The organism is Mycolicibacterium thermoresistibile, from assembly GCF_900187065.1.
GTDB lineage: Bacteria > Actinomycetota > Actinomycetes > Mycobacteriales > Mycobacteriaceae > Mycobacterium > Mycobacterium thermoresistibile.
Map to the genome: position 1 here is coordinate 2046421 of NZ_LT906483.1, position 23062 is coordinate 2069482.

General features: G+C 69.1%; 23 protein-coding genes. 15 read left to right on the forward strand and 8 right to left on the reverse strand.

What is annotated here, in order from left to right; translation table 11 throughout:
- The first annotated feature begins 67 nt into the window (after positions 1 to 67).
- Positions 68 to 895 (forward strand): tRNA (adenine-N1)-methyltransferase, encoded by an 828-nt coding sequence (locus CKW28_RS09590; protein ID WP_061252293.1) that lies wholly within the window; start codon positions 68 to 70, stop codon positions 893 to 895.
- 108 nt (positions 896 to 1003) lie between these two features.
- Positions 1004 to 1975 (forward strand): IS481 family transposase, encoded by a 972-nt coding sequence (locus tag CKW28_RS09595; RefSeq protein ID WP_095176442.1) that lies wholly within the window; start codon positions 1004 to 1006, stop codon positions 1973 to 1975.
- Here CKW28_RS09595 and CKW28_RS09600 read toward each other — a convergent pair.
- From CKW28_RS09600 to CKW28_RS09610, 3 genes are all read right to left on the reverse strand, one after another.
- On the reverse strand, positions 1972 to 2268 hold the full coding sequence (locus CKW28_RS09600) for a DUF503 domain-containing protein (protein WP_003923394.1): 297 nt from the start codon (positions 2266 to 2268) through the stop codon (positions 1972 to 1974). The genes CKW28_RS09595 and CKW28_RS09600 overlap by 4 nt on opposite strands.
- A 1-nt stretch (position 2269) precedes the next feature.
- Entirely contained in the window at positions 2270 to 2833 is a 564-nt protein-coding gene (gene lppK / locus CKW28_RS09605; protein ID WP_494337698.1) for a lipoprotein LppK, read from the reverse strand.
- A gap of 73 nt (positions 2834 to 2906) precedes the next feature.
- The gene (locus CKW28_RS09610) at positions 2907 to 3428 is read right to left on the reverse strand and encodes an MTB12 family secreted protein (protein WP_003923396.1); all 522 of its coding nucleotides are present in this window, start codon (positions 3426 to 3428) and stop codon (positions 2907 to 2909) included.
- Positions 3429 to 3574: 146 nt separating this feature from the next.
- On the opposite strand from CKW28_RS09610, the gene arc reads away from it, so the two are divergent.
- The gene (gene arc, locus CKW28_RS09615) at positions 3575 to 5401 is read left to right on the forward strand and encodes a proteasome ATPase (protein ID WP_040545786.1); all 1827 of its coding nucleotides are present in this window, start codon (positions 3575 to 3577) and stop codon (positions 5399 to 5401) included.
- Positions 5402 to 5464: 63 nt separating this feature from the next.
- On the opposite strand, the gene CKW28_RS09620 is transcribed toward arc, so the two are convergent.
- Both CKW28_RS09620 and CKW28_RS09625 read right to left on the reverse strand, forming a co-directional pair.
- Positions 5465 to 6190: a peroxiredoxin gene (locus CKW28_RS09620; RefSeq protein WP_003923398.1), complete on the reverse strand. Its 726-nt coding sequence runs from the start codon at positions 6188 to 6190 to the stop codon at positions 5465 to 5467.
- Entirely contained in the window at positions 6135 to 7424 is a 1290-nt protein-coding gene (locus CKW28_RS09625) for a DUF418 domain-containing protein (protein WP_003923399.1), read from the reverse strand. Before CKW28_RS09625 ends, CKW28_RS09620 begins: the two co-directional genes overlap by 56 nt.
- A 30-nt stretch (positions 7425 to 7454) precedes the next feature.
- Here CKW28_RS09625 and CKW28_RS09630 point away from each other — a divergent pair, with 30 nt between their 5' ends.
- The gene (locus CKW28_RS09630) at positions 7455 to 8060 is read left to right on the forward strand and encodes a TetR/AcrR family transcriptional regulator (protein ID WP_235653881.1); all 606 of its coding nucleotides are present in this window, start codon (positions 7455 to 7457) and stop codon (positions 8058 to 8060) included.
- A 6-nt stretch (positions 8061 to 8066) separates the two neighbouring features.
- Here CKW28_RS09630 and CKW28_RS09635 read toward each other — a convergent pair whose 3' ends face one another.
- The gene (locus CKW28_RS09635; RefSeq protein ID WP_003923401.1) at positions 8067 to 9308 is read right to left on the reverse strand and encodes an amidohydrolase family protein; all 1242 of its coding nucleotides are present in this window, start codon (positions 9306 to 9308) and stop codon (positions 8067 to 8069) included.
- A 54-nt stretch (positions 9309 to 9362) separates the two neighbouring features.
- On the opposite strand from CKW28_RS09635, the gene dop reads away from it, so the two are divergent.
- From dop to CKW28_RS09690, 11 genes are all read left to right on the forward strand, one after another.
- The gene (dop, locus tag CKW28_RS09640; protein ID WP_003923402.1) at positions 9363 to 10871 is read left to right on the forward strand and encodes a depupylase/deamidase Dop; all 1509 of its coding nucleotides are present in this window, start codon (positions 9363 to 9365) and stop codon (positions 10869 to 10871) included.
- Between the two features lie 107 nt (positions 10872 to 10978).
- Positions 10979 to 11173 (forward strand): ubiquitin-like protein Pup, encoded by a 195-nt coding sequence (locus CKW28_RS09645; protein WP_003923403.1) that lies wholly within the window; start codon positions 10979 to 10981, stop codon positions 11171 to 11173.
- On the forward strand, positions 11170 to 12069 hold the full coding sequence (prcB, locus tag CKW28_RS09650; protein WP_081475397.1) for a proteasome subunit beta: 900 nt from the start codon (positions 11170 to 11172) through the stop codon (positions 12067 to 12069). The genes CKW28_RS09645 and prcB overlap by 4 nt, the downstream gene beginning before the upstream one ends.
- Positions 12066 to 12815, forward strand: a complete 750-nt coding sequence (prcA, locus tag CKW28_RS09655; protein ID WP_003923405.1) for a proteasome subunit alpha — start codon at positions 12066 to 12068, stop codon at positions 12813 to 12815. Before prcB ends, prcA begins: the two co-directional genes overlap by 4 nt.
- A 182-nt stretch (positions 12816 to 12997) precedes the next feature.
- A complete protein-coding gene (gene pafA, locus CKW28_RS09660; RefSeq protein WP_003923406.1) occupies positions 12998 to 14356 on the forward strand; it encodes a Pup--protein ligase in 1359 nt (452 codons plus the stop codon).
- A 19-nt stretch (positions 14357 to 14375) separates the two neighbouring features.
- Positions 14376 to 15383 carry a helix-turn-helix transcriptional regulator gene (locus tag CKW28_RS09665; RefSeq protein WP_003923407.1) on the forward strand — a complete coding sequence of 336 codons (1008 nt, stop codon included), beginning with the start codon at positions 14376 to 14378 and terminating at the stop codon, positions 15381 to 15383.
- Positions 15380 to 16363 (forward strand): helix-turn-helix transcriptional regulator, encoded by a 984-nt coding sequence (locus tag CKW28_RS09670; RefSeq protein ID WP_003923408.1) that lies wholly within the window; start codon positions 15380 to 15382, stop codon positions 16361 to 16363. Before CKW28_RS09665 ends, CKW28_RS09670 begins: the two co-directional genes overlap by 4 nt.
- Before the next feature lie 30 nt (positions 16364 to 16393).
- On the forward strand, positions 16394 to 16657 hold the full coding sequence (gene tatA, locus CKW28_RS09675) for a Sec-independent protein translocase subunit TatA (RefSeq protein WP_003923409.1): 264 nt from the start codon (positions 16394 to 16396) through the stop codon (positions 16655 to 16657).
- Positions 16658 to 16736: 79 nt separating this feature from the next.
- Positions 16737 to 17687 (forward strand): twin-arginine translocase subunit TatC, encoded by a 951-nt coding sequence (gene tatC, locus CKW28_RS09680; protein ID WP_003923410.1) that lies wholly within the window; start codon positions 16737 to 16739, stop codon positions 17685 to 17687.
- Complete coding sequence (locus CKW28_RS09685; protein ID WP_003923411.1) at positions 17671 to 20442, forward strand: DEAD/DEAH box helicase; 2772 nt, start codon at positions 17671 to 17673, stop codon at positions 20440 to 20442. Before tatC ends, CKW28_RS09685 begins: the two co-directional genes overlap by 17 nt.
- A gap of 42 nt (positions 20443 to 20484) precedes the next feature.
- Positions 20485 to 21249, forward strand: coding sequence for a DUF4333 domain-containing protein (locus CKW28_RS09690; RefSeq protein WP_003923412.1), 765 nt, complete (start codon positions 20485 to 20487; stop codon positions 21247 to 21249).
- A 10-nt stretch (positions 21250 to 21259) separates the two neighbouring features.
- On the opposite strand, the gene CKW28_RS09695 is transcribed toward CKW28_RS09690, so the two are convergent.
- Entirely contained in the window at positions 21260 to 22219 is a 960-nt protein-coding gene (locus tag CKW28_RS09695) for a 5'-3' exonuclease (RefSeq protein WP_003923413.1), read from the reverse strand.
- A complete protein-coding gene (locus tag CKW28_RS09700) occupies positions 22216 to 23055 on the reverse strand; it encodes a hypothetical protein (protein WP_003923414.1) in 840 nt (279 codons plus the stop codon). Before CKW28_RS09700 ends, CKW28_RS09695 begins: the two co-directional genes overlap by 4 nt.
- Between the last annotated feature and the right edge of the window lie 7 nt (positions 23056 to 23062).

The following is a 23062-nucleotide window of genomic DNA, read 5'->3' on the forward strand; positions in this document are numbered from 1 at the left end:
AGCCTAGAAGGCGCTGACGACAACCCGATGATCCGCCGCGGCGCGTCAACTGGCAGGCTGGGCAATTGTGTCCAGAACCGGTCCGTTCGCTGTCGGTGATCGCGTTCAGCTCACCGACGCCAAGGGGCGGCGCTACACGATGGTGCTCAAGCCCGGCGGCGAATTCCACACCCATCGTGGCGTCGTCGCGCTCGACGACGTCATCGGACTGCCCGAGGGCAGCGTGGTGACCGCCTCCAACGGCGACAAGTTCCTGGTGATGCGTCCGTTGCTGACCGATTTCGTGCTGTCGATGCCGCGCGGCCCGCAGGTCATCTACCCCAAGGACGCCGCGCAGATCGTGCACGAGGGCGACATCTTCCCCGGAGCCCGGGTGCTGGAGGCCGGCGCCGGCTCCGGCGCGCTGACCTGCTCACTGCTGCGGGCGGTCGGCCCGGAGGGGTCGGTGACGTCCTACGAGGTGCGCGACGACCACGCCGAACATGCGGTGCGCAATGTCACCACGTTCTTCGGGGAACGCCCCGCGAACTGGGAGCTCGTGGTGGCCGATCTCGCCGACTACGCCGGCGGCGAGGTCGACCGGGTGGTGCTGGACATGCTGGCGCCGTGGGAGGTGCTCGACGCCGTCGCCCGCGCCCTGGTCGCCGGTGGGGTGTTGATGGTCTACGTCGCCACCGTGACCCAGCTGTCCCGGATCGTCGAGGCGCTGCGCGAACAGCAGTGCTGGACCGAACCCCGGGCCTGGGAGACGATGCAGCGCGGTTGGCATGTGGTGGGGCTCGCGGTGCGTCCGGAGCACACCATGCGCGGCCACACCGCGTTTCTGGTCAGCGCGCGCAAACTCGCGCCCGGGGCCGTCGCGCCCACGCCGCTGCGGCGCAAGCGCCAGATCTAGGTGTAACTCCCAGACAGGTTGTGAACGGCGTGGTGAGCGGAAGTAGGTGAGGACCTCCGGTATCGGTGTGGTTACCAAACACGCACATCCGATTACCGAGAGGTCCTCATGGTCCACGCTAATGCTTCGTTGACTCCTCGTGGGCGGTTGCGGCTTGCGCAGGCTGTTGTTGATCAGGGCTGGAGTTTGCGGCGCGCTGCTGAGCGGTTCCAATGTTCGGTGGCCACAGCCAAGAAATGGGCCGACCGTTATCGCGACGGTGGCGAAGCAGCGATGGTAGACCGGCCCAGCCGGCCGCATCGCAGTCCGTTGCGGTTGCCGAAACGACGTGAGCGGCGCATCGTCAACCTGCGCTTCACCCGGCGGTGGGGCCCACATCGTATCGCCGCCCATTTGCGGTTGGCGCGGTCAACGGTAGAAGCGGTGTTACGCCGCTACCGCATGCCATTGCTGCGGCACCTGGACCAGAACACCGGGTTGCCGGTACGCCGGCCCAAACCCCGCCGCTATGAGCACCCGGCTCCCGGCGACTTGGTCCATGTCGACGTCAAGAAACTGGGCCGCATCCCCGACGGGGGCGGCCATCGCAAGCTGGGTCGCCAAGCCGGCCGGCGCAACCGCTGCGGCATGGGATACACGTTCTTGCACCACGCCGTTGATGACCACTCCCGGCTGGCGTATTCCGAGGACCTCGCCGACGAACGCAAAGAAACCGCCGCGGGGTTCTGGAAACGCGCCAGCGCGTTCTTCGCCGACCATGGCATTACCGTCAAGCGGGTGTTGACCGACAATGGATCCTGTTACCGGTCAAAGAATTTCGCTGAAGCGCTCGGCCCCGACATCGCCCACAAGAGGACCCGGCCCTACCGGCCGCAGACCAACGGCAAAGTCGAGCGATTCAACCGCACCCTGACCACTGAATGGGCCTATGCGCAGACCTACCGCTCTGAGGCCGAACGCGCCGGAACCTACCAGCACTGGCTGCATCACTACAATCACCACCGACCCCACACCGGCATCGGCGGAATGACACCTATCGACCGCCTACGCGTTCACAACCTACCCGTGAAGAACATCTAGTCGTCGGTGCTGCGGCGCAGACCGCGGCGGGCGGACAGCAGTTCCACCTCCGGCCGGGTGGCCACCAGCCGTTCGGCCGCGTCGAGCACCGCCACCACGTGCGCGCGGTCACCGGCGACCAGACATATCCCGACCTGTGCCCGGCGGTACAGGTGCTGATCGCCGGTCTCGGCCGCCGAGACGGCGAAGCGCCGCTGCAACTCGGCGATCACCGGCCGTACCACCGACCGCTTCTGCTTCAGTGAGCGCACATCACCGAGCAACAGATCGAACTCCAGCCAGCCGATCCACATGTCAGCGCGGCGGGGTGGGGGACTCGGCCGGTCCCATCTCCAGCAGCGTGTCGGCCGTCTCGCGGGTCAGCTGCCAGTTGCCGTGGGCGTCGGTGGTGAACTCCATCGGAAAACTGAACGTGTTGGTGTCCGGATCGGGGCCGGTGGCGGTGATCGTCGCGACCACCCTGTCGGCTTCGGTGTCCGACCACATCAGGTCGGCGGCGGCGAAGGTGACCGGCTGATACCCGCCGTCGCGCAGGGCGCGCGCGAACCTGTCCAGCCCCTCGGCGTCGGCCGGGGTGGCCTTCTGAACGGCAGCGGTCTTCTCCGCCCCGGGAACGGCGGCGTCCGCGAGCCGGTACAGCACATCGGTGAGCGCCTCCGGCGCGGGCAGCGGCGCCGCGGCCGGTGGCGGTGGCGCCGCCATGCTGGGCCGGACCTGTTGGGCCCCGGTGTGGTCGCCGGTGCGGCTTTCGGGTTGGGGGCCGCACCCGGCGAGTCCGAGCGCCGCCACCAGGGCGGCGCTCAGAACCGCGGTACCGATGAAGCGCTCACCAGCGCAACGCCTGCCGAAAGAACCCAGTCCCAACCGAAGTCCTCACCGCTGTCCGACCGAGGTCATGACGAGGCCTACCGGGATCCGATGCAGCACCCGCTCACGAGAGGGCCGACTGCAGCAGCGCCAGGCCCGAGGCCCGCGACAACTTCCAACCGCCGTCGTTGACCAACGTGATCCGCTCGGTGGTCGGCGTCAGGTTCGGCCCGGACGCGGTCACCGTGGCGGCGGCCAGCCCCGGACCGACGGGGACGATCTCCGACACCCGGAAGCTCAACGGGAAATAGCCCTTCTCCACGGCCGACTGGACCAGCCGATCCGCGGTGCGGCCCTCCACGATGCCGACCCCACCCTCGATCAGATCGGCCTTCTCCCGGAACGGAACATTCGGGTTACCCAGACCGTTGAGCACCGCATAGACCTGGTCCGCGGTGGGCGCGTCCACCGCGGGTTGCCGGGGCGCGGGTTGCTCGGGCAACGGCGTGCCGAACACGACGGGCTGGACGGTCGGGCTGGCCGTCAGCGAGCCGGCGGCCACCGTGGTCACCCCCGCCGCGGCACCGGCGAAAGCGATGGCGGCGGCGCCGGTTACAAGGCTCGTCTTGAGGCGATTCAGGGTCACTACTGTCCTTTCAATCTGCCCGACTCATCGAAGAGGTTAACAGCGTCTCCAGTGTGTCGAAATCCTGATCCGCACGCGATCGCCAAAACGCCGGTAGCGTTGAACTGTCCACCGCACCAACTTCTGGTGTGGGAAAGGAGCGCAGTATGAGTGAGTCAGAGCGTTCGGGAGCACACCCAGACGGTTTCGACCGGCCCATGTCCAGCGAGGATGCGGCCGAGTTGGAGGAACTGCGCCGGGAGGCCGCGATTCTGCGAGAGCAGTTGGAGAACGCGGTCGGCGCCCAGGGCGGGATGCGCGGTGCCCGCGACATCCATCAACTCGAAGCGCGGATCGATTCGTTGGCGGCGCGAAATGCCAAGTTGATGGAGACCCTCAAAGAGGCCCGTCAACAGCTCCTGGCGTTGCGCGAAGAGGTGGACCGACTCGGGCAGCCGCCGAGCGGCTACGGCGTGCTGCTCGACATCCAGGAAGACGGCACCGTCGATGTGTTCACCTCGGGCCGCAAGATGCGCCTGACCTGCTCGCCCAATATTGACGTGAAGACGCTCAAGAAGGGGCAGACGGTCCGACTCAACGAGGCGCTCACGGTTGTGGAAGCGGGCGCTTTCGAGTCGGTCGGCGAGATCAGCACCCTGCGTGAAGTGCTGGCCGACGGTCATCGTGCGCTCGTCGTGGGGCACGCCGACGAGGAACGCATCGTCTGGCTGGCCGAACCGTTGGTGGCGCCCGAGCACGTCAAGGACGACGCCGAGCTCACCGAGGAGCAGCGTTCCCGCAAGCTGCGGCCCGGTGACTCGCTGCTGGTCGACACCAAGGCCGGATACGCCTTCGAGCGCATCCCCAAGGCCGAGGTCGAGGATCTGGTCCTCGAAGAGGTGCCCGACGTCAGCTACGAGGACATCGGTGGCCTGTCCCGGCAGATCGAGCAGATCCGCGACGCGGTCGAGCTGCCGTTCCTGCACGGCGACCTGTACAAGGAGTACTCGCTGCGGCCGCCCAAGGGTGTGCTGCTCTACGGTCCGCCCGGTTGCGGTAAGACGCTGATCGCCAAGGCGGTGGCCAACTCGCTGGCCAAGAAGATGGCCGAGGTGCGGGGCGAGAACGCCAAGGAGGCGAAGTCCTACTTCCTCAACATCAAGGGTCCGGAGCTGCTGAACAAGTTCGTCGGTGAGACCGAGCGGCACATCCGGCTGATCTTCCAGCGGGCCCGCGAGAAGGCCTCCGAGGGCACCCCGGTGATCGTGTTCTTCGACGAGATGGACTCGATCTTCCGCACCCGCGGCACCGGTGTGAGCTCCGACGTGGAGACCACGGTGGTGCCGCAGCTGCTGAGCGAGATCGACGGTGTGGAGGGGCTGGAGAACGTCATCGTGATCGGTGCCTCCAACCGCGAGGACATGATCGACCCGGCGATCCTGCGGCCGGGCCGGCTGGACGTGAAGATCAAGATCGAGCGTCCGGACGCCGAGGCGGCGATGGACATCTTCAGCAAGTACCTCACCCCGGACCTGCCGGTGCACGCCGACGATCTGGCCGAGTTCGGCGGCGACCGGGAAGCGTGCATCAAGGCGATGATCGAGAAGGTCGTCGACCGGATGTACGCCGAGATCGACGAGAACCGGTTCCTGGAGGTCACCTACGCCAACGGTGACAAGGAGGTCATGTACTTCAAGGACTTCAACTCCGGGGCGATGATCCAGAACGTCGTCGACCGGGCCAAGAAGTACGCGATCAAGTCGGTGCTCGAGACCGGTCAGCCGGGCCTGCGCATCCAGCATCTGCTGGACTCGATCGTCGACGAGTTCGCCGAGAACGAGGATCTGCCCAACACCACCAATCCGGATGACTGGGCACGGATCTCGGGCAAGAAGGGCGAACGGATCGTCTACATCCGCACCCTGGTCACCGGGAAGACGTCGAGCGCGTCGCGGGCCATCGACACCGAGAGCAACCTGGGTCAGTACCTGTAGCGCAACAGACAGAACAGCGGCCGGCGCGGTGGCGTCGGCCGCTGTTCTCGTCGAGGCGCCTGGTCAGTCCTTGCGGCGGATCGCCGACTCGACCTCGTCGGCCGGGATGTCCTTGGTGCAGAAGAACCAGTCTTCGCACTTCACCCCGTCGGCGCCGGCCATCCGCTCCTCGGCGGTGTCGTAGGAACTGGCCGTGGGCACGATCACCGGCTCACCCGGGCGCCAGTCGGCCGGGGTGGCGACCCCGAAGTGGTCGGCTGCCTGCAGCGCCTTGGTGACCCGCAACAGCTCGTCGAAGTTGCGTCCCAGGCTCAGCGGGTAGTAGATGATGGCGCGGATGACGCCCTGCGGGTCGATGAAGAAGACCGCGCGAACCGCCTTGGTGGAGTCCTCGCCCGGCATGATCATCCCGTACTTCCGGGCGACCTCCATGGTGATGTCTTCGATGAGCGGGAACGTCACCTCGACGTTCTCCATGTCGCGGAAGCGGATCTTCTCCTTGATGGTGCGCAGCCACGCGATGTGGCTGTAGAGACCGTCCACCGACAGGCCGATGAGTTCGGTGTTGTAGTCGGCGAATTCCTGCTGCATCGCCGCGAAGGTCATGAACTCGCTGGTGCACACCGGGGTGAAGTCGGCCGGGTGGGAGAACAGGATCACCCATTTGCCGGCGTAGTCGGCCGGGAAGTTGATCTCACCTCGGGTGGTGACGGCGGTGAACTCCGGCGCGGGGTCACCGATCCGCGGCATGGCGACGGGCGCCGGGGCCGGGGTCTCGGCTGTGGTCATGAGGGCTCCTCTCAGGTGGTCGTTCCTTCGGCAACACCGTAGTCAGCAAAGGTGATCGGGCGGAACGTCCGGTCCGGGAATCCGGGGTGTCCACCGCCAGCGCGCGGTAACCGGCGTTCCACAGCCATTCGACCGGCCCGCGGTCGAATCGGCGCAGCCACAGGTGCGCGAACGCGATCATGATCGCCGTGACGACCAGGTAGACCGCGATGGTGGCGGGCACCCGGTGCTGTGGCGGCACCGCGGCGGCCACCCCCAGTCCCCAGCCGTAACAGATGGCCGAGGCCACCAGGTTCTGCAGGATGTAGCAGGACAGCGCGGTGCGGCCGACCGCCGCCAGCGACCGGCCGACCGGCCCGGGCCCCGGGCGGCCGGCGCGGCGCAGACAGAACTCGGCGACGACCGCCAGCAGCGCCAGGGCGACCACCGGCGCGGTCACATAACGCGAGACGAGCAGGCCGGGCATGCCCCCGCAGACCTCCAGGATGAAGTCGATCGGGAGGGCGGCGCCGAATCCCAGCCACATCAGGCGGCGGCGTAACGGCCGGCCCCGGGTGTCTAGGACACCGGCGCGGTACAGCTGTGCGCCGAGCATGAACAGCGCCACCGACATCGGGAAGATCAGGATCGTCTCGGCGCGGAACAGCAGCGCATTGTCCAGCCGGAACAGCACCAGGTCCCACCAGGAGCCCTCGGCGTAGGGGTTGGGGGACAACCCGATGGGCTCGGCCGGCTCCCCGCCGCCGAGTGCGAGCAAAGCGCCGGCAAGCGCGGTCAACAGCGCCAGGTGCACTCCCGCCGCGAGCGCGATGATCCGCCGCTGCGTCCGTTCGCCGGTGACCAGCAGATAGGACACCACCCACCCGGTGACGGCATACCCCATCAGGATGTCGAACTCGGTCATCAGCACGAAGTGCACGACCCCGTCGAGGAGCAGCAGCGCCGCCCGCCAGGGATAGCCGCCGGGCCAGCGCAGGCCGGCACGCAGTGCCGAACGCTGTTGCAGCGCAAGCCCGATGCCGAACATGACGGTCAGCAGGCCGAGGAACTTGCCCTGGGTCAGCTGCTGCAGCACGACCTCCACCGGCCGCCACGCCCCGGGGGCCGCGGCGTCGCCCTGCAGATAGCCGATCAGTCCGTCCGGGGTGGTGTAGATCCAGATGTTGGTGCCCAGCGTGCCGAGGATGGCGATGCCGCGCAGCACGTCCAGTGAGACGTAGCGGGGGGAGGCCATGGCCGCGCACGCTACCATACGAACGTATTGGTGCTGGTAGCGTCGAGGGCGGGCGACAGCGAGGTGCACATGAGCCAGCAGTACGACCGCATGGTCGACGTCGTGCTGAGCGTCCTCGTCAGCGACGGATTCGAGGGCGTGTCGGTGCGTAAGGTCGCCGCCCGGGCCAACGTCTCGATCGGCGCTGTGCAGCACCACTTTCCGACCAAGGACGCGATGCTGCAGGCGGCGATGGACACCGCGGCCCGGCGGTTCCGGCAGCGGCTGGCCGAACGGATGGACCCCACCATGCCGGCCGCCGAACAGCTGGAGACCGTCGCCGTCGCACTGGCCTGCGCCGACCCCGCCGAACGGGAGACGGCCGTCACCTGGCTGCTGCGGCTGGCGCGCGCGGCGGTCAACGAGCAGGTCGCCGAACGGCATCGCAGCGAGTGGCGGGCCCTGGAGGCGTTGCTGCGCGATCTCATCGCGGCGGCCGCACCCGCCGTGGACGCCGACGACGCGGCGGCCGAGTTGCTCGCGCTCCTCGACGGTCTGGCGGGTTCGGCCGCGGTGGAGCCGGACCGGATCAGCCCGGACCGAGCCGAGCGGCTGGTCCGCGGCCACGTGCGGCGGCTGCTGGACCGGGGCCGCTGATCGCCGCTAGTGCCGCTGGTCGAAGAAGCCGCCGCGATCCTTTGCCGGACGCCCTTCTTTCAGCACCAGCAGGATGTTGTCCGGATTGCCGACCGAGGCGATGTCGTCGAGCGGATTGCCCCGCACCACGACGACGTCGGCCAGCTTGCCCGGCTCCAGGGTGCCGAGTTCGCGGTCCAGCCCGCACAGCTGCGCCGAGGTGCGGGTGCCGGCCACGATGGCCTCCATCGGGGTCAGACCGCCGAACCTCACCAGCAGTCCCAGCTCGGCCAGGTTGGTGCCGTGATCGGGGCTCAGCCCGGCGTCGGTGCCCAGTGCGATCTTCACCCCGGCCGCCGCCGATTCGCCGACGGCGCGGTGGGCGATCTCGTGCCAGTGCGCGCTCTTGGCCTTGGCGGCCGGGGAGACCTCGACGTCGTGCATCGTCTCCAGCAGGGTCGGCACCAGATAGGTGCCCTGGTCCACCATGCGGCGGCGCAGTTCGTCGTCCAGCGCGTAACCGTGCTCGATGCTGGTCACCCCGCCTTCCACCGCGGCCTTGACGCCGGCGTAGCCGATGGCGTGCGCGGCGACCGGCCGGCCGCCGTAGGCCTGGCACTCCTCGACGACCGCGGCGACCATCTCGGTGCGCATGCCGAGCCAGTCCGGCTGATCGGTGGGGGAGGACACCCCGCCGCTGGAGGCGACCTTGATCAGGTCGGCGCCCTGGGCGATCAGGTCCCGTACCCGGCGGCGGACGTCGTCCACGCTGTCCACCCGGGCGCCGCCCATCATCGCGGTGGCGTCGATCCCGGACGGCAAGCGGAAGTCGGCATGCCCGGCGGTCTGACTGAGCATGTTGACCGCCACCTGCAGCCGCGGGCCCGGGATCAGTCCGTCGGCCACCGCCTGGCGCACCCCGGTGTCGATCCCCATCAGATCCCGCGCGGTGGTCACCCCGTTCTCCAGCGTGACCTTGAGCCGGTCCAGCAGCTGGAAGGTGTGGTAGCTCTCGGTCACCAGCGCGCGCTCGTAGACGCTGCCGCGGGTGCCGGGCAGTGAGAAGTGGACATGGCAGTCGAAGAATCCGGGACACACCGCATTGCCGCCCACGTCGATGCGGGTGGCGCCATCGGCTGATGGCGGAATGTCGTCGCCGGGCCCGGCCCAGCCGATCCGGCCGTCGTCGATCAGCACCGCCGCATCCCGCACCGGCGGGACACCGGTACCGTCGATCAGCAGCGCGTTGTGCAGCAACAATTTGGACACCACTGATCCCTACCACGCACGGGCCGGTTTCGTGCGTCACCTAGGCTGGTTCGTATGCAGAGGATTATGGGAACGGAGGTCGAGTACGGCATCTCGTCGCCGTCGGACCCGACCGCGAATCCGATCCTGACCTCCACTCAGGCGGTGCTGGCCTATGCGGCCGCCGCCGGGCTGCAGCGGGGCAAACGCACCCGTTGGGATTACGAGGTGGAGTCACCGTTGCGCGACGCCCGTGGCTTCGATCTGAGCCGGTCAGCCGGGCCGCCGCCGATCGTGGACGCCGACGAGGTCGGCGCCGCCAACATGATCCTGACCAACGGCGCGCGACTGTACGTCGACCACGCTCACCCGGAATACGCCGCGCCGGAGACCACCGACCCGCTCGACGCGGTGATCTGGGACAAGGCCGGCGAACGGGTGATGGAGGCCGCCGCCCGGCATGTCGCCAGCGTGCCCGGCGCGGTGAAGCTGCAGTTGTACAAGAACAACGTCGACGGCAAGGGCGCCTCCTACGGTTCCCACGAGAACTATCTGATGAGCCGGCAGACGCCGTTCTCGGCGGTGATCACCGGCCTGATCCCGTTCTTCGTGTCCCGCCAGGTGATCTGCGGGCAGGGCCGGGTCGGCATCGGGCCGTCCGGCGACGAACCCGGATTCCAGCTGGCGCAGCGTGCCGACTACATCGAGGTCGAGGTCGGCCTGGAGACCACGCTCAAGCGCGGCATCATCAACACCCGCGACGAACCGCACGCCGACGCCGACAAGTACCGGCGGCTGCACGTGATCATCGGCGACGCCAACCTCGCCGAGACCGCGACCTACCTCAAACTGGGGACCACCGCGCTGGTGCTGGACCTGATCGAGGAAGGCCACCAGATCGGGATCGATCTGTCCGATTTGACCCTGGCCCGGCCGGTGCACGCGGTGCACGTGATCAGCCGGGACCCGACGCTGCGCGCCACCGTGGCGCTGGCAGACGGGCGGGAGCTGACCGGGCTTGCGCTGCAACGCATCTACCTCGACCGGGTGGCCAAGCTCGTCGACGCCAAGGATCCGGACCCGCGCGCGTCGCACATCCTGGAGACCTGGGCCGAGGTGCTGGACCTGCTCGAACGCGATCCGATGGAATGCGCGGAGATCCTGGACTGGCCGGCCAAGCTGCGGCTGCTGGAGGGGTTCCGGCAGCGGGAGAACCTGAGCTGGAACGCGCCGCGGCTGCACCTGGTGGACCTGCAGTACTCCGATGTCCGGCTGGACAAGGGTCTGTACAACCGGCTGGTCGCCCGCGGCTCGATGAAGCGGCTGGTCACCGAACAGCAGGTGCTCGACGCCGTGGACAACCCGCCGCCGGACACCCGGGCGTATTTCCGCGGCGAGTGCCTGCGCCGGTTCGGTTCGGACATCGCGGCCGCCAGCTGGGACTCGGTGATCTTCGATCTGGGCGGCGACTCCCTGGTGCGGATTCCCACGCTGGAACCGCTGCGCGGGTCCAAGGCGCACGTCGGGGAGTTGCTGGACTCGGTGGACAGCGCCGTCGAACTGGTCGAGCAACTCACCACCTGAGTGGCGCGGCAAGCGCAACTATCCCAGGCAATTCCGGCGTCTGGCGGTAGTGTGGGAGTAACGGTGGGTGGCTGTGGGCCCGCCGATAACGAGTGCAGGAGGCAGCGATGGCTCAGGAGCAGACCAAGCGTGGCGGTGGTGGCGGCGAAGACGACGATGTCACCGGCAGCTCGGCCGCCGGACAGGAGCGTCGCGAAAAGCTCGCCGAGGAAACCGACGATCTGCTCGATGAAATCGATGACGTGCTGGAAGAGAACGCCGAAGACTTCGTGCGCGCGTACGTCCAAAAGGGCGGACAGTGACCTGGCCTGAGCAAGAGAAGCTGGCCTTACCGCAACCGACCCCGGGAGCTCCCGCGACATCCGTGCACCTGTCGTCCTTCTCCGATTTGCTGCGGCGGCAGGCTCCGCACCTGTTGCCCGGCGCCGGCGATCCCCCGCCGGTGGCCGCGGGGGACGCGCTGCCGCACGGCACCACGATCGTCGCGCTGAAGTACCCGGGCGGCGTGGTGATCGCCGGTGACCGGCGCTCCACCCAGGGCAACATGATCGCCGGCCGGGACGTGCAGAAGGTCTACATCACCGACGACTACACCGCGACCGGCATCGCCGGCACCGCCGCGATCGCGGTGGAGTTCGCCCGGCTCTACGCGGTGGAACTGGAGCACTACGAGAAGCTCGAGGGCGTGCCGCTGACCTTCAACGGCAAGGTGAACCGGCTGGCCATCATGGTGCGCAGCAACCTCGGGGCGGCGCTGCAGGGTTTCGTGGCGCTGCCGCTGCTGGTGGGCTACGACCTCGACGACCCCAACCCGGAGGCGGCCGGACGGATCGTGTCGTTCGACGCCGCCGGCGGGTGGAACTTCGAGGAAGAGGGCTACCACGCGGTGGGGTCGGGCTCGATCTTCGCCAAGTCGTCGATGAAGAAGCTGTATTCACAGGTGACCGACGCCGACTCGGCGTTGCGGGTCGCGGTGGAGGCGCTCTACGACGCCGCGGACGACGACTCGGCCACCGGCGGACCGGACCTGGTGCGCGGCATCTATCCGACGGCGGTGATAATCGACGCCGACGGCGCCGAGGAGGTGCCGGAGTCCCGGATCGCCGAGCTGGCCCGCGAGGTCATCGAAAGCCGTTCTCGAGCAGATACTTTCGGGCCGGACGCGCACCGGGGGATTGACGCGCGAGGAGATTCGTGACCTTCCCGTACTTCATCTCGCCTGAACAGGCGATGCGTGAGCGTTCCGAGCTCGCGCGCAAAGGCATCGCCCGCGGCCGCAGCGTCGTCGTGCTCGCCTACGCCGACGGTGTGCTGTTCGTGGCGGAGAACCCGTCCCGGTCGCTGCAGAAGGTCAGCGAACTCTACGACCGGGTGGGATTCGCCGCCGTCGGCCGGTTCAACGAGTTCAACAACCTGAGGCGCGGCGGGATCCAGTTCGCCGACACCCAGGGCTATGCCTACTCGCGGCGCGACGTCACCGGCCGGCAGCTGGCCAACGTGTACGCCCAGACCCTCGGCACGATCTTCACCGAGCAGCCCAAACCCTATGAGGTGGAGCTGTGCATCGCCGAGGTGGCGCACTACGGGGAGAGCAAACCGCCGGAGCTCTACCGGATCACCTACGACGGGTCGATCGCCGACGAACCGCATTTCGTGGTGATGGGCGGCACCACCGAGCCGATCATCGCCGCGCTCAACGAGTCCTACACCGAGAACGCGGATCTGACGACCGCGATGCGGATCGCGGTGAACGCGCTGCAGGCCGCCCCGGAGGGCGGGGAGCAGCGGGTGCTCGGCCCGGAGACCCTGGAGGTCGCGGTCCTCGACGCCACCAAGCGGCGGCGGGCGTTCCGCCGGTTGACCGGTTCGGTGCTCGAGGAGCTGCTGCCCAAACCGGATCCGGGCACGCCACCTCAGCAGGAACCCCCGCAGCCGGCCCGGTAACCGGCCCCGGTGACGGGCCCGTGCCCGGGTGGGCGACAGGTGGGCGGCACCGCGATCGACGCCCGCTGGGCGAAATCTGCGTGCTGTGTCTCCCCGCCCGACGCGCCCGCCGGACCCGGGACGACCCGCACATCTGGTGCCTTCGCCGCCACTTCCCGAAAACACCCCGTAAGCTCGATGATGTGCAGCGACGAATTATGGGCATCGAGACGGAATTCGGTGTCACCTGCACGTTCCACGGTCACCGCAGGCTCAGCCCGGACGAGGTCGCCCGGTATCTGTTCCGGCGGGTGGTGTCGTGGGGCCGCAGTTCGAACGTTTTCCTCCGCAACGGTGCCCGGCTGTACCTGGATGTCGGAAGCCATCCGGAGTACGCCACCGCGGAATGTGACAATCTGATCCAGCTGGTCACCCACGACCGCGCCGGGGAGCGGGTGCTCGAAGACCTGCTCATCGACGCCGAGCAGCGGCTCGCCGACGAGGGCATCGGCGGCGACATCTACCTGTTCAAGAACAACACCGACTCGGCCGGCAACTCCTACGGCTGCCACGAGAACTATCTGATCGTGCGGGCCGGGGAGTTCTCCCGGATCTCCGACGTGCTGCTGCCGTTCCTGGTGACCCGCCAGCTGATCTGCGGAGCCGGCAAGGTGCTGCAGACCCCGAAGGCGGCCACGTTCTGCCTGTCCCAGCGCGCCGAGCACATCTGGGAGGGCGTGTCGAGCGCGACCACCCGCAGCCGGCCGATCATCAACACCCGCGACGAACCGCACGCCGACGCCGAGAAGTACCGCCGGCTGCACGTCATCGTCGGCGACTCCAACATGAGCGAGACCACCACCATGCTCAAGGTGGGCACGGCGGCGCTGGTGCTGGAGATGATCGAGGCCGGGGTGCCGTTCCGCGACTTCTCGCTGGACAACCCGATCCGGGCGATCCGCGAGGTCAGCCACGACCTGACCGGGCGCCGTCCGGTGCGCCTCGCCGGCGGGCGTCAGGCCAGCGCGCTGGACATCCAGCGCGAGTACTACGCCCGCGCGGTGGAGTATCTGCAGAACCGGGAACCGAGCTCGGAGCTCGACCAGGTGATGGACCTGTGGGGCCGACAACTCGACGCGGTGGAGAGCCAGGACTTCGCCAAGGTCGACACCGAGATCGACTGGGTGATCAAGCGCAAGCTGTTCCAGCGCTACCAGGACCGCTACAACATGGAGTTGTCCGATCCCAAGATCGCCCAGCTCGATCTGGCCTACCACGACATCAAGCGGGGCCGCGGGGTGTTCGACCTGCTGCAGCGCAAGGGGCTGGCGGCCCGGATCACCACCGACGAGGAGATCGAGGAGGCGGTCAACACGCCGCCGCAGACCACCCGGGCCAAACTGCGCGGTGAGTTCATCGCGGCGGCCCAGGAGGCCGGCCGCGACTTCACCGTCGACTGGGTACATCTGAAGCTCAACGATCAGGCGCAGCGCACCGTGTTGTGCAAGGACCCGTTCCGATCGGTCGATGAACGGGTCAAGCGGCTGATCGCCAGCATGTGACGCCTATAGAGTTGGTTCGGTGGCGATCTCCAAAGTCGAGCGGTTGACGAACCTGGTCATCGCACTGCTGTCCACCCGCACCTATCTGCCCGCCGAGCGCATCCGCGAACTCGTCGCCGGCTATGCCGACTGCCCCACCGACGAGGCCTTCTCCCGGATGTTCGAGCGGGACAAGAACGAACTGCGGGATCTGGGCATCCCGCTGGAAACGGGACGGGTGTCCCAGTTCGACCCGGTCGAGGGGTACCGGATCAACCGGGAGGCCTACCGGCTGCCGCCGGTCGAGCTGACCGCCGAGGAGGCCGCCGCGGTCGCGGTGGCCACTCGGCTGTGGGAGTCCCCGGAGTTGATCACGGCAACCCAGGGCGCGTTGATCAAGCTGCGGGCCGCCGGCGTCGACATCGACGCCGACACCCCGATCGCGATCACCTCGAGCACCGCGCTGCCCGGACTGCGCGGGTCCGAGGATGCGCTGGGGGTGCTGCTGGCGGCGATCGACAACGGGCAGGCGGTGCAGTTCTCACACCGGCCGTCGCGCACCGAGCCGTCCCGCACCCGCACCGTGGAGCCGTGGGGGGTGGTCACCCACCGCGGCCGCTGGTATCTGGTCGGCCACGACCGCGACCGCGACGACACCCGCACCTTCCGGCTGTCGCGCATCGATTCCGACGTCAAGCCGATCGGCCCGGCCGGGGCGGTGCGGCCCCCGGAGGGGGTCAACCTGCGTGACATCGTGCAGCGCGCCGTCGCCGCCTGGCCCACCAGCAACGAGCAGGCCCGGGTCTGGGTGGCCGACGGCCGCGCCATGACCCTGCGCCGGCAGGCCACTGCGGCCGAACCGATGACGCTGGCCGGCCGGAACGGGCAGGTGCTCACCCTGGAGGTCGGTACCGGGGACCGGATGGCCCGGGAGATCGCCAGTTACGGGCCTGACGCGGTGGCGTTGGAACCGGTGTCGCTGCGGGCGGACGTGATCGAGCGGTTGCGGGCGCAGGCGGGCGTGTCGGAGGAGCGGATCGCGCAATGAGTAAAGCGTCGACCCGGTTGGTGCGGCTGCTCAACATGGTGCCGTACTTCCAGGCCAACCCGAGGATCACCTTCGCCGAGGCCGCCTCCGATCTGGGGGTGAGCGTCAAACAACTGCGCGAGGACCTCACCCAGCTGTGGATGTGCGGACTGCCCGGATACGGACCGGGCGACCTCATCGACTTCGACTTCTCCGGCGACACCGTCGAGGTGACGTTCTCGGCCGGGATCGACCACCCGCTGCGGCTGACCTCGCCGGAGGCCACCGGCATCCTGGTGGCGTTGCGGGCGCTGCTCGACGTGCCCGGAATGGTCGACCCGGCGGCCGCCCGAAGCGCGATCGCCAAGATCGAACAGGCCGCGGGCACCGTGCAGCACAGCGCCGAAACCGCGGTGGACGAGCGGGCCCCGGCCGAGAGCGCGGCGGCCGCCGCGGTCCGCGCCGCCACCCGCGACAAGCGAGCGCTGGCGCTGGAGTACTACTCGGCCTCCCACGACCAGTTGTCCAGCCGGATCGTCGACCCGATCCGGGTGGTGCTGGTCGCCGACCACAGCTATCTGGAGGCGTGGTGCCGCTCGGCCGAAGGGGTGCGGCTGTTCCGGTTCGACCGGATCGTCGACGCGCAGGTGCTCGACGAACCGGCCGCTCCGCCGGAGCCCGCCGTGCAGGCCGAACCGGACACCTCACTGTTCGAACCGGACCCGGACGACCCGTCGTTCCAGTCGGCGACCCTGCTCATCGACCGGTCCGCCGGCTGGATCTTCGACTACTACCCGCTGCGGGTGCTGCGGGAGCACGACGACGGTTCGTGCGAGGCCGCGATGACCTACGCCTCCGACGACTGGATGTCGCGGCTGGTGCTCGGCTTCGGGTCGGCGGTGCGGGTGCTCGCGCCGGAGTCGCTGGCCCGGCGGGTCGCGGAATCGGCCCGGGCGGCGCTGGCGGTCTACGACCTCAGCGCCGAACATGCCGGCAGGTAGACTCGGCGCAGACGTCTGGAGGTAACCAAAGTGGGCGCTCTACAACCCTGGCACTGGCTCATTGTCATCATCGCGTTCATCCTGCTGTTCGGCGCCAAGAAGCTCCCGGACGCAGCGCGGTCGTTGGGCAGGTCGATGCGGATCTTCAAGTCCGAACTGAAGGAGTTGCAGTCGGACTCCCAGCCGTCGGCCACCACGCCGCCTCCCGCGGCACCCGCCACGCCGGTCGACGCCGAACGGGTCGACACCCCGGCCGACAGTCAGCAGCAGCACTCCGACCCGCGCCCGGCCTGACCGTCGCCCACCGCTGACCGCGGCCTGATGTCCTATCGTTGGGCTGCGATGTCCCATGCCACCCGCGCCGACTGAGCCTGTGCGAACTTCCGGCCTGTTCACCAAACTCGATCCGCGCCGCCGCCGCGCCCGGGTCAACCCCGACGGCACGATGTCGCTGGTCGAACACCTCCAGGAGCTGCGCAACCGGCTGCTGATCTCGCTGGCCGCGGTCGTGTTGGCCACCGTGGTCGGGTTCGTCTGGTACAGCCACGGGGTGTTCACCCTGCCCAGCCTGGGTGAGTGGCTGCGCGGCCCGTACTGTGCGCTGCCGGAGTCCGCGCGCGCCGACATCACCACCGACGGCGGCTGCCGGTTGCTGGCCACCTCACCGTTCGACCAGTTCCTGCTGCGCCTGAAGGTCGCGCTGGCCGCCGGTCTCGTACTGGCCTGCCCGGTGTGGCTGTACCAGCTGTGGGCGTTCATCACCCCGGCGCTGTACAAGAACGAACGCAGGTTCGCCGTGGCGTTCGTGACGGTGGGCGCGGCGCTGTTCATCGCCGGGGCGGTGCTGGCCTATCTGGTGCTGGCCACCGCCCTGGGCTTCCTGTTGACGGTCGGCAGCGACGTGCAGGTCACCGCGCTGTCCGGTGACCAGTATTTCGGGTTCCTGGTCAACCTGCTGCTGGTGTTCGGGTTCAGCTTCGAGTTCCCGCTGCTGATCATCATGCTGAACCTGGTCGGTGTGCTGACCTACGAGCGGCTCAAGGCGTGGCGCCGCGGGCTGATCTTCACGATGTTCGTGTTCGCGGCGATCTTCACCCCGGGCTCGGATCCGTTCTCCATGCTCGCGCTGGCCCTGGCGCTCACCCTGCTGCTGGAGTTCGCCATCCAGATCGCGCGGTTCAACGACAGACGACGAGCGGCCCGGGCCCGGCTCGAGGAGGTGCCCGACGAACAGGCGGCGCCGATCGGTGAGGTCGAGCCGATCGAACCGCCGGAGCCGGTGCGCGGCCCGCTGCGAGACGCCATCCATGACGACGTCACCTGACGGCGCGCTCGCCGAATTCGCCGGACAACTCGACTTCGAGCTCGACGACTTTCAGCGGCGCGCCTGCGAGGCCCTGGAGAACGGGCACGGGGTGCTGGTGTGCGCTCCCACCGGTGCGGGCAAGACGGTGGTCGGCGAATTCGCGGTGCACCTGGCGCTGGCCGCCGGGCGGAAGTGCTTCTACACCACCCCGATCAAGGCGCTGAGCAATCAGAAGCACCACGACCTGGTGGCCCGATACGGCCCCGAACGCATCGGGCTGCTGACCGGGGACCAGTCGATCAACGGTGATGCGCCGATCGTGGTGATGACCACCGAGGTGCTGCGCAACATGCTGTACGCCGGTTCCCCCACCCTGGAGGGACTGGCCTACGTCGTTATGGACGAGGTGCACTTTCTGGCCGACCGGATGCGCGGTGCGGTGTGGGAGGAGGTCATCCTGCACCTGCCCGAGGAGGTGCGGCTGGTCAGCCTGTCGGCCACGGTCAGCAACGCCGAGGAGTTCGGCGGCTGGATGCAGACCGTGCGCGGCGACACCACCGTGGTGGTCGACGAGCACCGTCCGGTGCCGCTGTGGCAGCACGTGATGGTCGGCCGGCGGCTGTTCGATCTGTTCGACTACCGCGCCGCGAAGAGCGGCGGGGAGCCGGTGGTCGACCGGAACCTGTTGCGCCACATCGAACACCGTCGCGAAGCCGAACGGCTGGTCGACTGGCAGCCGCGGGGGCGGGGCCGCCCGCCGCGCGGCCGGCCCGGGCTGTACCGGCCGCCGACCCGTCCGGAGGTGATCGCCACCCTGGACGCCGAGGGGCTGCTCCCGGCGATCACGTTCGTGTTCTCCCGGGCGGGCTGTGACGCCGCGGTCAAACAGTGCCTGCGCTCGCCGCTGCGGCTCACCTCCGCGGAGGAACGCCGGCAGATCGCCGAGATCGTGGACCGGCGCTGCGCCGACCTCTCCGACGCCGACCTGATCGTGCTGGGCTACCACGAGTGGCGGGAGGGGCTGCTGCGCGGGTTGGCCGCCCACCACGCCGGGATGCTGCCCACGTTCCGCCACACCGTCGAGGAACTGTTCACCGCCGGACTGGTCAAGGCGGTGTTCGCCACCGAGACGCTGGCCCTGGGGATCAACATGCCGGCCCGCACGGTGGTGCTGGAGCGGCTGGAGAAGTTCGACGGCGAGCAGCACAAGCCGTTGACGCCGGGGGAGTACACCCAGCTGACCGGCCGGGCCGGCCGGCGCGGCATCGACGTCGAGGGCCACGCGGTGGTGTTGTGGCACCCCGACCTCGATCCGGTCGAGATCGCCGGGTTGGCCTCCACCCGCACCTTCCCGCTGCGCAGTTCGTTCTCGCCGTCCTACAACATGACGATCAACCTGGTGCAGCAGATGACCCCGGAGGCGGCGCACCGGCTGCTCGAACAGTCGTTCGCGCAGTACCAGGCCGACCGGTCGGTGGTGGGGCTGGTCCGCGGCATCGAGCGGGGCAGACGGATGCTCGCCGAGATCGCCGCCGAACTGGGCGACCACTCCCAGAACGGCGGGAAGAACCGGCGGGAGTCGCCGATCCTGGAGTACGCCCGGTTGCGGGCGAAGATCTCCGAACGGGAGCGCGCCCAGTCCCGCGCGTCGCGGCTGCACCGCCGGCAGGCCGCCAACGAGGCGTTGGCCAAGCTGCGCCGCGGCGACATCATCGCGATCACCCACGGCCGCCGCGCCGGGTTGGCGGTGGTGTTGGAACCGGCCCGCGACGCCGACGATCCACGCCCCCTGGTCTTGAACGAACACCGTTGGGCAGGAAGGATTTCCAACGCCGACTATCCCGGGGCCGCGGCTCCGCTGGGCCGGATGACGCTGCCCAGGCGGGTGGAGCACCGGCAGCCGAAGGTGCGGCGTGACCTGGCCTCGGCGCTGCAGTCCGCCGCGGCCCGGCTGGCGCCGGAACCGCCGCGGCGGCGGCGCAGTGGGCCGCCGCGTGAACCCGACATCGACCCGGAGCTGGAATCGCTGCGCCGGCAGATGCGCCACCACCCCGTGCACCGGCTGCCCGACCGGGAGGCCAAGGTGCGACTGGCCGAACGGTATCTGCGCATCGAGCGGGAAAACGCCCAGCTGCAACAGAAAGTCGCAGCCGCGACCAACTCGCTGGCCCGCACCTTCGACCGGATCGTGGTGCTGTTGACCGAACGCGGCTTCATCCGCGACGAGGACGGGGACCTGAGGGTCACCGACGACGGCCGGTTGCTGGCGCGCATCTACAGCGAGAGCGATCTGCTGATCGCCGAATGCCTGCGGTCCGGCGCCTGGCAGGGGCTGGACCCGGCCGAGCTGGCCGCGGTGCTCTCGGCGGTGCTCTACGAGTCCCGCGGCGACACGCCCGGAAGCTCGGCGGAGATCGCGATGCCCACCGGCAGGATCCGCCGGGCGCTGAACGAGACGCTGCGGTTGTGGACCGAACTGCGCGCCGACGAGCAGCGGCACCGCATCTCGCAGAGCCGCGAACCCGACAGTGGATTCGCCCCGGCCATCTACCGGTGGGCCACCACCGGCGACCTGACCACCGCACTCGAGGCCTCCGATGTGCTCGACACCGGGTCACCGTTGTCGGCAGGCGATTTCGTACGGTGGTGCCGGCAGGTTCTGGACCTGCTCGATCAGGTGCGCAACGCCGCACCGGATCCGGCGTTGCGCACGGCCGCGAAACGCGCCATCGACGACATTCGACGTGGCGTCGTGGCAGTTGATGCCGGGTAGTGTGTTGCCAGCAGACGACTTTTATCCGACCAAGGAGACACGATGAGCGGACCGCAGGGACCGGATCCCACGCAGCCGTGGTCTGGTCAGCCGGCGCCGGGACAGGACCAGCCGTCGGGTGATCCGACCGCGGCGGGGCAGAACCCGTGGCAGCCAACGGCTTCCGGATCCGAGCAGCCGCAGGCCGGTGCCGAGGGGCAGCAGCAGTGGCAGCCGCCCGCCTACGGTCAGCAGCCGTATCCGCCGTACCAACAGCCCGGACAGCCGGCGTATCCGCCGCCGCAGCCCACCGAGTACAACCCGGCCGCCTACGGGCAGCCCGGCCAGCCGGGGCAGTTCGGCCAGTACGGCCAGCCGCCCGGGCAGTTCGGCGCGCCGCCCTACGGTCAGCAGCCGGGTCAGTTCGGTCAGCAGCCCGGCCAGTACGGTCAGTTCCCGCCGTATGACGCAGCGCGTGCGGAGGGCTCGGGTCCGAAGTCGAAGATGCTGCTCGGCGTGCTCGGCGGGGTGCTCGGGCTGGTCGTGATCGCCGTGCTGGTGCTGGGCCTGTGGAAGCCGGGCTTCCTCATCACCACCAAGCTCGACGTCAACGCCGCCCAGACCGGTGTCCAGCAGATCCTCACCGACGAGACGAACGGCTACGGCGCGAAGAACGTCCGCGATGTGGTCTGCAACGACGGGGAGAGCCCGACGGTGAAGAAGGACACCAGCTTCACCTGCGAGGTCAGCATCGACGGCACCAAACGGCGGGTGACCGTGACCTTCCTCGACGACGACGGCACCTACCAGGTGGGCCGCCCCCAGTAACCACGGCCGGTCAATCCGGAAGCTCGTCGAGCGCCTTCTGCAGTCGGCCGACCGCCGAGGTCACCCCGAACTCGGCGGCCAGGTCGGCCACCCGGCGCGGATCGGCGGCCGCCAACGGCAGCCGGTCCGACCCGGTGGAGAAGCTGACCGGCGCGTCGGTCGCGACCCGGACCACCGCACCGGCCCGTTCGATGTAGTCGGCGGCCGCCCGCAGTCTGGTGCGCTGGGCCTTCGGCATGGACGACGACGGGTCCTCGGCGGCGGCCACGATCGCCGTCAGCGAGCCGTACTCGGCCAGCAGCGCCGCGGCGGTCTTCTCCCCGATGCCCGGCACCCCGGGCAGCCCGTCGGAGGGATCACCGCGCAGCAGCGCCAGCTCGGCGTAGGCCGGACCGGCCCGGTCCACAGGCACCCCGTACTGTTCGGCCACCTCCACCGGCCCCCACTTGGTGGCCTTGGCCATACCCCGGCCCAGGTACAGCACCCGGACCGGCACCGGCTCATCGGCCACCAGCTGCAGCAGATCGCGGTCACCGCTCACCACCAGCACCGGATCGCGTCGCTCCCGGGCCGCCAGCGTGCCGAGCACGTCGTCGGCCTCGTAGCCCGGTGCGCCCGCGGTCGCGATCCCGAACGCGTCGAGCAGCGCGAAGATCATGTCCTCCTGCGGGGTGAGGTCGTCGGGCACGTCCTCGACGTCGGGGGTGTCATCGCCCGGGCTCTCCTGCAGCACCCGGTGTGCCTTGTACGACGGGATCAGATCGACCCGCCACCGGGGACGCCAGTCGTCGTCGCGGCACACCACCAGCCGGGCCGGCCGCTCCCGGCTGATCAGATTGGCCACCGTGTCGAGGAAGCCCCGCACCGCGTTGACGGGCCGGCCGTCCGGTGCGGTGATCGACGACGGCAACGCGAAATACGAACGGAACCACATGCTGGCGCCGTCGAGCAGCAGCAGCGGAGCGCTCACCGCTGCACCCGCCGGAACTGGTAGGCCGCCGAGGTGATGGGTTTGTCCCCGGCGCCCTCGTCGTGCAGCACGGCCCGCACCCCGATCAGCCCGTCGGCGCCCGGCAGCGTCTCGGTGTCCACCCGGAACGGACCCTTCTTGCCGCGGGCCAGGAACATCACATGCGAGGAGACGCCGTGCACCGCAACCCCGGCGGCCTCGCGGGCGGCGGTCTCCAGGATCACGAACTGCGGTCCCACATGCAGCGCCGCGTCCGGGGAGGCGACCTCCTCGGTCAACTCCCGCAGCGCCCAGCGGCCGTCGTCGCGGCGCTCACCGCCGAACACCTGCCACAGCGGCGGTAGGTCCGGCGAATCCGCGATGTCCAGCGGTTTGGTGTCCATCTTCTGCAGACCGTCCGGCGGGACGCCGATCGCGACGCCCTGACCCTCGATCAGCGCCAGCGTGCGGCCCGGGTCGTCGGCGTCGACGATCTTGGCGCGGCTGTAGCCGAGCCGCCGGCCGCGTTTGAGTTCCTCGGACACCACCTCGAAGCGGGTGACGTCGCGGCCCGGGTCCAACAGCTGACACGAGTGGATGACCGGGTTCGGCACCGCCTCCAGATCGGACATGTGCCCGCTCTCCGGGGCGGCGATGCTGAGCACCGACAACAGCAGCGCACCGCCGGCGTCACGCATGTCGCGGCGCACGGTGACGGTGTCGTCGTACGGACCGACATCCATCGAGGAGTGGAATCGGCCGATGTAGCGGTAACTCAGCAGTCCGCCCCAGCGGCGGCGCAGTTCGGCGGCGTAGGCTTCGGGGTCGTCGGCGAGCTCACGAATGTCACGCAACACCCGCTCA

What these genes read in the sequence shown, in the direction of transcription:
- CKW28_RS09690 (WP_003923412.1), top strand. Translation starts at nt 20,485, where the DNA reads ATGAGCGGACCGCAGGGACCGGATCCCACGCAGCCGTGGTCTGGTCAG.
- CKW28_RS09645 (WP_003923403.1), top strand. Translation starts at nt 10,979, where the DNA reads ATGGCTCAGGAGCAGACCAAGCGTGGCGGTGGTGGCGGCGAAGACGAC.
- CKW28_RS09595 (WP_095176442.1), top strand. Translation starts at nt 1,004, where the DNA reads ATGGTCCACGCTAATGCTTCGTTGACTCCTCGTGGGCGGTTGCGGCTT.
- CKW28_RS09600 (WP_003923394.1), bottom strand. Translation starts at nt 2,268, where the DNA reads ATGTGGATCGGCTGGCTGGAGTTCGATCTGTTGCTCGGTGATGTGCGC.
- CKW28_RS09625 (WP_003923399.1), bottom strand. Translation starts at nt 7,424, where the DNA reads ATGGCCTCCCCCCGCTACGTCTCACTGGACGTGCTGCGCGGCATCGCC.
- CKW28_RS09685 (WP_003923411.1), top strand. Translation starts at nt 17,671, where the DNA reads ATGACGACGTCACCTGACGGCGCGCTCGCCGAATTCGCCGGACAACTC.
- CKW28_RS09620 (WP_003923398.1), bottom strand. Translation starts at nt 6,190, where the DNA reads ATGACCACAGCCGAGACCCCGGCCCCGGCGCCCGTCGCCATGCCGCGG.
- CKW28_RS09670 (WP_003923408.1), top strand. Translation starts at nt 15,380, where the DNA reads ATGAGTAAAGCGTCGACCCGGTTGGTGCGGCTGCTCAACATGGTGCCG.
- arc (WP_040545786.1), top strand. Translation starts at nt 3,575, where the DNA reads ATGAGTGAGTCAGAGCGTTCGGGAGCACACCCAGACGGTTTCGACCGG.
- dop (WP_003923402.1), top strand. Translation starts at nt 9,363, where the DNA reads ATGCAGAGGATTATGGGAACGGAGGTCGAGTACGGCATCTCGTCGCCG.